The organism is Proteus penneri, from assembly GCF_022369495.1.
Classification (GTDB): domain Bacteria; phylum Pseudomonadota; class Gammaproteobacteria; order Enterobacterales; family Enterobacteriaceae; genus Proteus; species Proteus penneri.
The window spans coordinates 1,355,255-1,368,330 of sequence record NZ_CP059690.1; the positions used below are offsets into that span (position 1 = coordinate 1,355,255).

The window sequence follows — 13,076 nt, forward strand, 5'->3', positions numbered from 1 at the left end:
TAATGTCTTGGTGGCAAAAATTAAAACTCGATCCTTTTCTCATGATAATGATTTGTGTGGTGACACTAGCAACGCTACTACCCGCACAAGGCGATATTAAAGTCCTATTCCAATATCTTACGACCGGCGCGATAGCACTGCTGTTCTTTTTGCATGGCGCAAAGCTTTCTCGAGAAGCGATATTGGCAGGGCTTGGGCATTGGCGTTTACATCTTACTGTATTTGCCAGTACTTTTATTCTTTTCCCTATTTTGGGTCTTGGATTACAAGTGATTGTGCCTGAATGGATGTCACCAACTGTCTATATGGGTTTTTTATATCTTTGTGCGTTACCTGCGACAGTGCAATCTGCGATTGCCTTTACTTCTGTGGCTGGGGGAAATGTCGCTGCGGCTATTTGTAGTGCATCTGCATCCAGTATTCTTGGTGTTTTTCTTTCACCGGTATTAGTCGGTTTTTTAATGCAAACGCAAGGCTCTGCGAGTGACTTTGATACTGTCGGTGCTATTCAATCTATTTTACTGCAATTAATGGTGCCTTTTATTATTGGCCATTTATCTCGCCCTTTGATTGGTCGTTGGGTTGATAATCATAAAAAATTAGTTAATAGAACGGATCGCTCGTCTATTTTGCTGGTGGTTTATGTGGCATTTAGTGAGGCAGTTGTTGAAGGGATCTGGCATAAAATTGATGGTTGGTCGCTATTAACGATTGCAGTAGTAAGTTGTATTTTGTTAGCGATTGTGATTTTTGTGAATGTGTACAGTGCAAGGTTGCTTGGTTTTAATAAAGAAGATGAAATTACCATTGTTTTTTGTGGCTCTAAAAAGAGCTTAGCAAATGGTGTACCCATGGCGAATGTATTATTTCCTGCTGCGACTGTTGGAGTAATGTTATTACCACTAATGATATTCCATCAGATCCAATTAATGGTTTGTGCGGTATTAGCACAGCGCTACGCTAATCAAAATAAAGTGACAGAAAAAAAATAAATTTATGCTGATGGTAGTAAATTTAAAGATAATATGAAAATAAACGGTAGTTAATTGAAAAAGCATCTCTCTAATTTAAACTGTTCAATAAACAGGGGGCAGTTTAAGACAGATGCTTTTCTATTAAACTATTTTATATTAACGTTGACTGGCTTTTTTAATTAATGCTTCACGTTCTGCTTGGCTAATAAACGCCATTTTTAAACCATTAATTTGAGTTTGGCGAATTTGCTCTGGTGTTAATCCAGCAGCCGGTGCTGCAACGTTATATTCGTGCTTTAATTCAATGCCTTCAACAGCAGGATCATCGGTATTAAGCGATGCAATAATGCCATGCTCTAAGAAGGTTTTTAGAGGATGTTCTGCTAATGAATTGATCGTACTGGTTTGAATATTTGAGGTTAAGCAAGATTCAATACCAATTTGATGCTCTGCGAGATAATCCATTAGACGAGGATCTTCAATAGCCTTAACACCATGACCGATACGACTTGCGCCTAATTCTTTAATTGCGTGCCAGATACTTTCAGCACCCGCCGCTTCACCGGCATGAACAGTAATATTCCAGCCTGTGTCACGAGCACGATTAAAATGAGATTGGAATAAGTGACCCGGAAAACCTAATTCATCACCCGCTAAATCAAGCGCAGTAATTTTATCTTGATGTTTCAACAATCCATTTAATTCTTGTTGGCAAGCATCTTCACCAAAAGTACGGCTTAAAATACCGATTAAACGAATATCTACATCATGTGATTGCAGTGCGCTTTGCACACCATCAACAATGGCTTCCACGACACCTTCAACAGGCAACTGGTGTTTCATTGCCATATAATAAGGAGAGAATCGCAGTTCAGCGTAATCAATACCCGCATTAACCACATCCACCACGTTTTCATAAGCAACACGATGACACGCATCTAAGTCTGCTAAAACCGCCACTCCCCAATCTAATTTTTGTAAGAAGCTCACAAGACTTGGCTCATTTTTTGTAATTTGCACATGAGGACGCAAAGCTTCTAACTCATAAGCAGGGAGTGCAATATTGTGTTGTTTTGCTAAATCTAAAATAGTTTGTGGACGGATATTACCATCTAAATGACGATGTAAATCGGTTAAAGGCAACTGTGTGTCAATCACGTGTTATTTTCCTTTTTAATAGAAATAATGAAAATCTATCGTTTATAGTGATTTTCTTATAATTGGGTAAATATAAATGAGTTGCAGATTATTATGACTGATTTTTATTTTATTCACTAATAAATAAACTTAAATTGGTTATTTTTAAAACTAAAAATACAGTTTTTTCTTAATTTTAAGTTAAAAAATAAAAAATAGAAAAAAGAGGTGTTTATTTATTAGCTACAATATTCAATCTAATTGACGTGTATTATCAGGTAAATTGATACATTAAATATTAATTTGGAAAAGATTTATCATTATAATTGAAATCTCTTATCAGCTATATTGATAGTGTTAAGTGAAAGCGGTGTAAAAACGGCTGAAATATTATTTGATCATGATTTTATTTGATAAATTGCTGTTTATATTGGTTTGAGATGATTTTTAGACAAAGAATAAAAAATTATTTCTATAAAAATAATAAAGTTAATTTATATTTGAGTTTATTTATAGAAAATAAAATGGAACTAAAAAATAGAACATCTCTTTTATTAAATAAGGATTAAATGATAGGTGATTATTGCCATAATAGGTTGCTGTGAACTAGATGTATTTAGCTGAATATAATTGTTTACACAATGATTTTTTAATAGATCTCTATTTATTTAAAGTTAAGGAAAATAAATATGAATGAGAATTCTGATTTTAGTTTTGAAAATAAAAATAATAAAATAAAAGACCAATTAATGTCCCAAATACTTCCACCTTCATCCTCAAATAATCTTACTTATGGATCACAAGTCGTTACTGGTGATGGTATGATTGCGTTAGATTTAGTTGTCGTGATTGATACCAGCGGTTCAATGTCTGATGAATCGTCAGATTTAAGTAAAGAAGTGGATGATGCAATACAAGCTGCACTTGAAAAATGTCCATCAAAACTGAGAGTGACCTTTTTAGGTATAGAAGGTACATGGGATGATACTAAATTTGATCAATCAGCTAGTGACTATTTAAAAGCACTAGGGGTTCCTGAAAATCGTTTACAGGCAAGAAAACCCTTTAAAGAGGCTGATGGGCGTGATCATGCGGGCAATAAAGAGGATTTGTGTCGTGCAGTGATTGATTTAAGTAAGTATTTTGATTGGCGTGACGGTGCTCGTCGCGCTATTTTTGTGTTGGGTGATGAAGGGATGGAAGGAGGAGGTGGTGTTCTTACAAATGATGCAGTTAGAAAGAATGATGAAGCTATCTCTGTAGCTCAGAACGAAAAAGTTAAAGTCTATACCTATCAAGGAACACCTGACGATAAGATAACGAATTTAGATCGTTTCCCAAGTATTGCTGATAGAGATAGTATTACAAAAGAATATGAGCGCTTAGCAAAACAGACAGGAGGACGTTCATATATCTATACTACAGGCATTGCACAGTTCTCATTAGTATTACAAGAAATACTCTGCGATAGCTTGACGTTACTGAATATTCCTAAGCCGGATGAAAAAACATCTAACTGTAGTCAGATCTGCGCACAACTCACTTCTATTATTTCAACCGTAAATACTCTTGCGGGAATAATTAATAAAACTATTGATTCTTGTTGTAAAGAGGAATGGAGTAATCACCATATTCCAGCTAAAGATCGCGATTGTTAATTAAAACACGATGTTAAAAAAATACCCCATTATGTTATTCACAAATGGGGTATTTATTGTTTTAACGACTGACCGTTCTAACAAAAAGTTAATTATTGAGCTTGTTCAGGTTGCTCAGGAATTAAAATATCTTGTTCTTCGATAATGGCTGGATCTTCTGTCATTTCTTCTTGATAACCTTCTTCTGAATAATCAGAATCATCGTAATCATAAGATGATGCGCCCATACCGAATAACATAGCTGCTAAACCTAACATTTGTGGAGCTTGGGTTACTTCCATAAACTCATCAAAAGTATAAGTTTTACCATTCATGGTAAATTTATCTGCCGCATAGTTCAGTTTCATGCTTAATGCTTTACCATCTTGTGCAAGTAGCATCAGAGGTAATGCATCTTTCTCATCTTGAGAAATTTGGTTGATATTTTGCTGTAATTCAGTTTTTAATTGTTCAATATCTGTTGCTGTTGCTGCTTCGATCTCTTTTTTCTCTTCATCTGTCAATGCGGTTTCTTGGTAACGAGCAGCATCAAGATATTGAGTGGTGTTACGGAATTCAGCTAACATTGGAAGAGATAAATCAATATTGAAATCGATGTTTTTAAACAGATAGTTAAATAACTCTGCTGGTGATTTCTCTTGGTTTTCTAATGTTTTAACGTTAAAAGCATTTAAGTCTAAGTTAAAGGTTAACTTACTTGCACCACTTTTATTGGTTAAAGAAGCTTCATCAATACGGAAAACTAAGCCTTTTTCTAGAACATCACGAACGGCTTGTTCAACCATTTCAGAATTGTCGAAATGATTTTTATTCCATGGCAATAATGAGTTGTTATAAACTTTGGTTAATAACAACATTGCATCTGGATCAGCTTTATCAATTGAATAGCCAAATTTACCAGCACCAAATTCTAGTCCTGCAACATTCAGTGACTTAAAGTAATAAGTTTGAGAAATGTTAAAAAGCTTATCTTTGATATCACTTTTGGTTGTCAGAGAAAAATCTTTCAGTGAGAAATCCGATGCTTTTTCTTTGCTGGTATGTGTAATTTCAGCAAAACTTAATAACTGCTCATTAAATAAATATTGATCGTTGTTAACTTTAGTTCCAGCAACAGAACCTGCAATATTTTTAATTGTGAAAGTTTCTTCACCATCTTTAGTGACAACAACTTGATCACCTTTTACGGCGGTAGTGAAGTTGGTTGCAGTTTTATCTGATGAGAATTCAATTGTTAATGGTGTTGTTTTAACTGTGCCACCGTTTTCAGCGAAATCGATAGGATTTAGTTTAGCTTCACCTGATACTGCACCATCAAAAGCTAAAGATGTATGGATATTAAAAAGAGATTTATCTTTAGTCAGCTTGAATAATTCTTTAGTTGTATCATTGTTGACCAACGTATTATTCATGGCCGCTAATTTTGGTACTAAATTAAATCTAGCCAAATCAGAAAGAGGGAATGGACCGTGATCAATATCAGTAGTGAAGATAATCTCTTCTACTTTTTTATCCTGGTCTTCAACAATTTCACTAGCATCTTTTGAAATCACGACAGCAAAGTCTGCATTAGAGGTGAATACCCCTTTTTTATAGTCACGAATTTCAAGTTTAATATCAGCGCCAAATTGTGCATTTTTAGCAAGTTGCGCTAGTTGGACATTTGCTAGTTTCGTTTCTTCCTGTAAGCGACTTTCAATTTTGCTGCCCATGTACCACGACGCACCAGTCCAAACAACACCTAGTGCGACGATAACACCAACAGCGACAAGCGATTTCTTCATAATTCTAGTCCATCCTCTGTGTACATCTGGCGATGTACGTTATAAAGGCTGTTTTGTAACCCTTAAACAACCCGATAAATTGGTGATAAATTTTACTAAATTTAAATATAGATAATCCACATATATACATCGCCACCTATATTAACTGTAAATATAGATTTAGTGGAATAAAATCGCAATCAGAACTTACTTAGTTACTCGCTAACATAATGAGTTTAAAGCAAAATGGATATGATTTATAAGATAATTCAAATAATCATTAAAACTCTCTTTTTTTACTCATTTTTCGATTTGGACAATATTTAATTGTGATGTAATTCTATTTATGATGAATAATAAAGGCTCATAATAAGTATGGATATAAATATGAAAGCTTAAATAATAACATTGACAATAAAATAAGATTGCTAATCGTACTTTTCCCAAAAAATCAACAGATTTCATTCTGTTATAAATTTCATAAGCTCGCTTTAGCTCTCATATTTATTATTCTGTTTATGGCATGATACTGGTATCCGAGTTATTTACTAGAAAGTGATTCGGAATTAATCAATTATTCTGTGTACTTAAGGAGATTGAAATGGCAGCCACTCGCATTGAAAAAGACTCAATGGGACAAATCGAAGTACCAGCTGACCAGTTATGGGGAGCTCAAACGCAGCGTTCTCTTGAACACTTCCGTATTTCAGTTGAAAAAATGCCTGTTGCACTTATCCATGCGCTTGCTCTCACGAAGAAAGCAGCCGCAGGTGTTAACATGGATTTAGGTTTATTACCCAAAGAGCGTGCTGATGCAATTATCGCAGCTGCAGACGAAGTGCTTGCAGGTAAACACCCAACTGAATTCCCATTAGCAATCTGGCAGACCGGTTCTGGCACTCAATCAAACATGAATATGAATGAAGTGTTAGCTAACCGTGGTAGTGAGATACTTGGTGGTATCCGTGGCATGGAGCGCAAAATCCATCCGAATGATGATGTTAATAAAAGTCAAAGTTCAAATGATGTGTTTCCAACTGCCATGCATGTCGCTGCTGTTATTGCATTACGTCAGGATTTATTGCCAGAATTAAAATCACTGCTGAAAGTATTCAAAGAGAAAGCAGAAGCTTTCCATGACATCGTTAAAATTGGTCGTACTCACCTGCAAGATGCGACACCCCTGACATTAGGCCAAGAGATCTCTGGTTGGGCTGCTATGCTTGAACATAGCATCAAACATATCGATGACTCAGTTCCTCATGTTTGTGAATTAGCGCTAGGTGGTACAGCAGTAGGTACGGGATTAAATACCCATCCAGAATATGCTGTGCGTGTTGCTAAGCGCATCGCTGAATTATCAGGTCAGCCTTTTGTAACAGCACCTAATAAATTTGAAGCATTAGCAACTTGTGATGCATTAGTTCATGCTCATGGTGCATTAAAAGGTTTAGCGGCATCATTAATGAAGATTGCTAATGACGTACGTTGGTTAGCTTCTGGCCCTCGTTGTGGTATTGGTGAAATCTCGATCCCAGAAAACGAACCCGGTAGTTCAATCATGCCAGGCAAAGTTAACCCAACACAATGTGAAGCATTAACAATGTTATGTGCTCAAGTAATGGGTAATGATGTTGCAATTAATATTGGTGGTGCATCGGGTAACTTTGAACTGAACGTTTATCGTCCAATGATCATTGATAATTTCTTACAATCAGTGCGTTTACTGGCTGATGGTATGCGTAGTTTCAATGAGCACTGTGCAATTGGCATTGAGCCAAACCGTGAACGTATCAATAAACTACTGCACGAATCATTAATGTTAGTTACTGCGTTAAATACTCATATTGGTTACGATAAAGCCGCTGAAATTGCGAAGAAAGCGCATAAAGAAGGCTTAACGCTAAAAGAATCTGCATTGAAACTGAATTACCTGACATCGGAAGAATTCGATAGCTGGGTACGTCCAGAAGATATGGTTGGTAGCATGAAAAAATAAGTGTTAAACACACTTATTTAACCGATATTAAATCCCGCTATCATGGCGGGATTTTTAGATCTTATAGGAAAAATAATGATTGAAGAAATTAGGTTTACAGCGACAGAAGTGAATTGCTATGTCGAAGATGATGTCACCATTATTGGAATAGGGGATGATGTAGTTTCTCCTGATCATTTCATTATCCTTTCAAGATTTGATGAAGAAGATATAGATAATTCAATTGGTTTAATGACTCATTTATCTGATATTGAAGCCATTAATACGCTCGTAAAAATTACTCTTGATCGAAAAAATATTACCCTTACATTAAAAAACAATGTGGTAATAACAATCTATTTAGATATTGAAGACAATCACTTTATTCAGCTTAATGATTATCTTCAGCAAATTCTTCAAGGAAGCTCAATTAAACTTATTGAAAAATAAGACATCCTCTACTTTTCAAGATACAAATGCATTCTTGGAATAATTAATTGTAGCTTTTTAGCTTTAGGGCGATGGCGAATTTGAATGTTATCGGCATCATAATCAGGTAGTTCGCCAATAATCGGTTTAAAATCGTTCTCTTTATCAATATAGAAAGCTAATAAAGGCAAGGGGCATGCATATTGCACTTGTTTTTGAAGTTCTGAATACCAAACGCGCGCAATAGGTTGTACTTTTACGGGGCGCTTTATCTTTAATTTTGCATTTTCAGGTAATTGGGAAAGGGTGATGATCTCTTTGTCCAGACGTTCAGCCCATTGTTCACTGGTATAAGGTGGAACGGCACGATTAGCCTCACGGCTTTTTTCTAATTGAGCTAATACCTCATTACGCGTTAAATTTTTAATAATATTCTTATTCGCCCAACCAAAACGAACAGTATCTGGATCAGATAGCAGGGTGAGGGTACGATAAGCATTGAGCGTAATTAAGCCTTTTAATTGATTATGGACGAAATCAAAGCGTTCTTCTTTCGATATACCTGACTCTTTAGTAACAATATCAGAAAGCTGTTTTTTTAATAAATTAATTTGCTCAACTTGTTTTTTTACAGATTTAAATGTTTGGTTATTGGTACTAAAGCAAAGCACACCAGGTAAACGAATAGCGCGTTTACTACTGATATGTGGGGCATTATCATAAATAAACAGGTTGGCAATAAGTTTTAAGGTAAGATTCAATGCATCTTCGTTGTAGCTTGGTGACACTGTAACATAAGCAATTTCATCATGTTCTTCTTCTTTACTCACATCGGGTAATTCAAATACAGCAGAAGGTAATAAAGTCAGCTTTCTAAGCGAAGTCGACAAAGCCTCAATCTCTGTTTCTAACAATTTAAAGCAACGGTTAAATTGCTCGATTAAATCATATTTGTTCACTTTCATATCCTTATTTAGTTACAACATACAATTAGTCTTTATTTAAAACAATACATCAGCTTCAGAAGAAAATACATTGCTTAATAGAGATAAATGCCAAAAATACGGTATACTGTTTATTTATACAGTATACCGTAAAAAGGGCATATTAGGATGGTGTTTTTCCTAAAAAGAGATTATTTGATGGTTTTTAAATCAAAAACGGTCTGTTTTTCACTCTGTCGTGCTAATGGATCATGAGTAACATCACAATCTGGTTTTGTTGGTGGACAGTGTTCTGCAAACGTACTCGTAAGAGAGGTAAAAAAAAGAAATGACAGAGTAAAGGATAGTTTTATAATAGACATAATCATTGTTCCTTCTTAAAGAATAAGTTTATACCTTAAGAAAGGAGTGCAAAATCGACAACATTAAACCGTATTAATCTGCTTTTGCACTTTATTCATTATCAATAAATTTATTGGGCAACTTTGTTTAAGTGTAATGCTATTAATAAGGCTGTTAACATTAAAATGGCGATAAATAATCCTACACCAAGCCAACCGAAACTCACCCAGAATAATCCACCTACGGTACCTGCAAGACTAGAGCCTGCGTAGTAAGTAAAAAGATAAAGGGAAGAGGCTTGGGCTCGTCCTCGTTTTGCACGACGACCAACCCAACTACTTGCGACAGCATGTGCCGCAAAGAAACCTGTTGTTAAGATAAGCATCCCAATAAAAATAACGGGCAGTGATTCAATTAAGGTAATCAATATGCCAATTAACATCATTGAAATGCCTGCAATAAAGACCTTGCCTAAACCGTATTTAGTGGTTAATAAACCCGCCTTAGATGCGCTATAAGTACCACTTAAATAGACGATAGAAATCAGCCCTACTGTGGTTTGACTTAATGAATAAGGTGCATCTAATAAACGATAGCCAATATAGTTAAATAAAGTAACAAAACCGCCCATTAATAAACCACCTTCAATAAATAACAAAGGCAGCCCTTTATCTCTAAAATGCAATTTAGTGGTAATAAGAAGATTACGAGGCTTTAATGCTGTCGGTCTAAAGTGCTGTGAAGCAGGTAATATCTTCCAGAAAGTAATCGCAGCAAAAAGGGCAAAAATACCGAGAATAACGACAGATAGACGCCAAGAATAATAATCACTTAATACCCCAGTAATGACACGACCACTCATCCCACCAATAGAGTTGCCACTAATATATAACCCCATTGATAGAGCTAAGTAGGCCGGATGGATCTCTTCGCTTAAATAAGTCATTGCCACCGCAGCAACACCACTTAATGACAGTCCAACTAAAGCTCGCGTAATTAAAATACCTGTCCAGCTATTCATGGTTGCACTTAATAATGTAAAAAATGCGGCACAAAACAGTGCGATAACCATAACATTTTTACGCCCAAAAGCGTCTGAAAGTGGTCCGGTGATTAATAAACCACATGCCATTAAAGCGGTTGAAAGTGAGAGCGCTAGACTACTGGTTGCTGGACTAATAGAAAATTCGTTAGATAGCACTGGCAATATGGGTTGCACAAAATAGAGTAAAGCGAATGTCGCTAAACCGACCATAAAAAATGACACTGTCACTTTTATGTACAGTGCATCATCACGCTGAATATAGTGTTTAGGATTAGATTGGCGATGAGCAGGCTTTTCTATACTTGATGTATTGTCTGAAATATCAGTGCCTAAGCTCATACTTTTACTGTCTATTTCGTGAGTGTCCATATTGATTAAACTTCCATTACTTAAATTTGATTTATGTCAATGTTAAAAATATTTGATTTTTTTGTCTAATATATTAATTATTAGAAATAAGACTTTTAAAGTATCAATAATAATATGAGAAAAATATGAATATTGAACTTAGGCATTTACGTTATTTTATTGCTGTTGCAGAAGAGCTTCACTTTGGCAAAGCAGCCGAAAGATTAAATATTTCGCAACCACCGCTGAGCCAACAAATACAAGCACTTGAAAGTGAAATCGGCGCTAGACTCTTAGAACGAACTAACCGTTCTGTTTCGTTAACACCCGCAGGACAAATGTTTTTAAAAGAGTCATATCAAATAATGGCGCAGGTTAACGCAGCCACAACGCGCGCCGCTAGAATGGAAAAGGGTGAGTTAGGTGAGATTTCAATTGGTTTTACTTCAACAACGCCTTTTATGCATTTAGTCACCTTAAGTTTGCGGCAGTTTAGAGAAAATTACCCAGAGGTCGGTATTCATATGCATCAAATGAATACAAAACAACAGATATCACCGTTACTGACTGGGCGTATTGATCTTGGGATCATGCGAAACACGACATTACCCGAAAATTTGCACCACCAGCTATTATTTCGTGAGCCTTTTATTTTGGCGGTTTATGAAGGGCATCCTCTGCTTGCTTACAAAGAAACGGGAGTCAATATTCACGATATTGGACAATATCCTTTTGTTTTCTTTGAAAGAGATGTCGGTACAGCACTTTATGATGAGATCATTCAACTACTTAGTCTGTCAGGAATTACGCCAACTATTGCACAAGAAGCGGGTGAAGCCATGACGATTTTAGGATTAGTTGCCGCTGGGCTTGGTATTTCCATTGTGACAAAATCATTTACGCGAATGAAAGTTGATGGGGTGCATTATCTACATTTTGCCAATTCTCAAGCGTTCTCTGAAGTTTGGTTAGTTTCACATAATAAACGTGCTATACCCGCAGCGGCGAATCGATTAACGCAATTACTGCTAAAAAATATCCTAGATCACCAAAAATCTTGATTTATCTGTGTTTTTGATCACGATTTTTATGTAAGTATTGTACAATTATCACAAATTGACGACATAATCGGTAATGAATTATTTGGAGCCTCGAATTAATTATGGCTCTTTAATTAAGGAAGCATTCAATGGGGAACCAACCTAGCCACATCGATCACGTAAAACAATTTAATCTTGGCACAGTCTTTCGTTTGATTGATGAACATGGTCCCATTTCGCGTATTTCATTGTCGAAAAAGGCAGAGCTTGCACCAGCAAGTATTACTAAGATCACGCGAGAATTAGTTGAAGCGCATCTTATTCATGAAACGGAGTTTCCAGATGTAGGATTTCGTGGCAGACCTGCAGTTGGATTAAAATTAGAAAGTCAGGGCTGGCAATTTCTCTGTATCCGCGTCAATAAAGGTAATTTGCTTTTTAGTTTAAGAGAATTAGACAGCAAACTGGTTACTGAAGATACGTTTGATTTTCCCAAAGAATATAGCGATGATTTTCTTAATCACTTTTTAGTTGCAATTGATAAATTCTTTGAACGTTATCAATCTCATGTTGAAAGACTGACGGCCATTAGCATTACAATGAATGCCATTGTTGATCCCATTAGTGGTGTTATTTATAGCTCGCCTTATTATGATATTAAAGACATACCACTTGCTGATAAAATCCATGAAAAAACAGGTGTCTCTGTATTTTTACAGCACAGCGTAACCGCATGGACAATGGCCGAATATTTATATGGTGCGGCAAAAAACAATTTAGACGTTCTACAAATTGTTATCGATGATATTGTTGGTGCTGGCGTGATAAGCAATGGAAAAACATTACATTCTCACAGTCACAGTGCGGTTGAAATTGGACACACTAAAGTCATCGACTCTGAAAATAGTTGCTATTGTGGGGCGAAGGGATGTTTAGAAACCGAAATTGCTATACCTCAATTAATTAAGAAAGCTCAATTATTAGCACAAGAAGATCCCACTTCGTTGCTAAACAAATATCCTATTACTGTTGAGACATTGTGTGATGCAATATTAGTTGGCGATAAATCAGCGCTAGAAATTGTTAATTTAGTCGCTCAGCGATTAGGTTTTATTTTGGCTGTGATGATTAATATCTTTAATCCACAAAAAATATTAATAGGTTCACCGCTTTGTCGCGCTAAATCTATTCTTTTTCCTTTGATCTTGAACCAAATTCAACAGCATGTCATGCCACGTTATGCTCAGTCTTTAACTATTGAAGAAACAGAATTAAGAAACAAAGGTACTTTACCAGCGGCCTCATTAGTGAAAGAGGCCCTGTACAATGGTTCTTTGTTAATTGAATTGATGCAAGGCTAAATGAAGTGTAAAAAATCGTAACAGAAGTGTTTTGCAAGCGTAAATACCCCAATTGAT

The 13,076-nt window shown here is 35.8% G+C and carries 11 protein-coding genes; 6 read left to right on the top strand and 5 right to left on the bottom strand.

Going from position 1 to position 13,076, the window contains the following annotated elements:
* Positions 1 to 2 precede the first annotated feature (2 nt).
* Positions 3 to 992 (top strand): bile acid:sodium symporter family protein, encoded by a 990-nt coding sequence (locus H1225_RS06220; RefSeq protein ID WP_109400391.1) that lies wholly within the window; start codon positions 3 to 5, stop codon positions 990 to 992.
* A 138-nt stretch (positions 993 to 1,130) separates the two neighbouring features.
* On the opposite strand, the gene add is transcribed toward H1225_RS06220, so the two are convergent.
* Positions 1,131 to 2,132: an adenosine deaminase gene (gene add / locus H1225_RS06225; protein WP_109848439.1), complete on the bottom strand. Its 1,002-nt coding sequence runs from the start codon at positions 2,130 to 2,132 to the stop codon at positions 1,131 to 1,133.
* A gap of 668 nt (positions 2,133 to 2,800) precedes the next feature.
* On the opposite strand from add, the gene H1225_RS06230 reads away from it, so the two are divergent.
* The gene (locus tag H1225_RS06230; RefSeq protein ID WP_420910160.1) at positions 2,801 to 3,769 is read left to right on the top strand and encodes a vWA domain-containing protein; all 969 of its coding nucleotides are present in this window, start codon (positions 2,801 to 2,803) and stop codon (positions 3,767 to 3,769) included.
* A 92-nt stretch (positions 3,770 to 3,861) separates the two neighbouring features.
* Here H1225_RS06230 and H1225_RS06235 read toward each other — a convergent pair whose 3' ends face one another.
* The gene (locus H1225_RS06235) at positions 3,862 to 5,553 is read right to left on the bottom strand and encodes a YdgA family protein (RefSeq protein WP_161748198.1); all 1,692 of its coding nucleotides are present in this window, start codon (positions 5,551 to 5,553) and stop codon (positions 3,862 to 3,864) included.
* A 580-nt stretch (positions 5,554 to 6,133) separates the two neighbouring features.
* Here H1225_RS06235 and fumC point away from each other — a divergent pair.
* Positions 6,134 to 7,531: a class II fumarate hydratase gene (gene fumC / locus H1225_RS06240; protein WP_006536921.1), complete on the top strand. Its 1,398-nt coding sequence runs from the start codon at positions 6,134 to 6,136 to the stop codon at positions 7,529 to 7,531.
* Between the two features lie 75 nt (positions 7,532 to 7,606).
* Entirely contained in the window at positions 7,607 to 7,960 is a 354-nt protein-coding gene (locus tag H1225_RS06245; protein ID WP_115065329.1) for a hypothetical protein, read from the top strand.
* An 8-nt stretch (positions 7,961 to 7,968) separates the two neighbouring features.
* Here H1225_RS06245 and tus read toward each other — a convergent pair whose 3' ends face one another.
* The 3 genes from tus to H1225_RS06260 all read right to left on the bottom strand — a co-directional run bounded on the left by tus (position 7,969) and on the right by H1225_RS06260 (position 10,639).
* Positions 7,969 to 8,898 (bottom strand): DNA replication terminus site-binding protein, encoded by a 930-nt coding sequence (tus, locus tag H1225_RS06250; protein ID WP_161723834.1) that lies wholly within the window; start codon positions 8,896 to 8,898, stop codon positions 7,969 to 7,971.
* A 176-nt stretch (positions 8,899 to 9,074) separates the two neighbouring features.
* Positions 9,075 to 9,245 carry a hypothetical protein gene (locus H1225_RS06255; protein ID WP_202608158.1) on the bottom strand — a complete coding sequence of 57 codons (171 nt, stop codon included), beginning with the start codon at positions 9,243 to 9,245 and terminating at the stop codon, positions 9,075 to 9,077.
* A gap of 110 nt (positions 9,246 to 9,355) precedes the next feature.
* Entirely contained in the window at positions 9,356 to 10,639 is a 1,284-nt protein-coding gene (locus H1225_RS06260) for an MFS transporter (protein WP_109400397.1), read from the bottom strand.
* 125 nt (positions 10,640 to 10,764) lie between these two features.
* Here H1225_RS06260 and H1225_RS06265 point away from each other — a divergent pair, with 125 nt between their 5' ends.
* Positions 10,765 to 11,679, top strand: a complete 915-nt coding sequence (locus H1225_RS06265; protein WP_006536916.1) for a LysR family transcriptional regulator — start codon at positions 10,765 to 10,767, stop codon at positions 11,677 to 11,679.
* Positions 11,680 to 11,807: 128 nt separating this feature from the next.
* Positions 11,808 to 13,019, top strand: coding sequence for a sugar metabolism global transcriptional regulator Mlc (gene mlc, locus H1225_RS06270; protein WP_109400398.1), 1,212 nt, complete (start codon positions 11,808 to 11,810; stop codon positions 13,017 to 13,019).
* Positions 13,020 to 13,076: the final 57 nt, after the last annotated feature.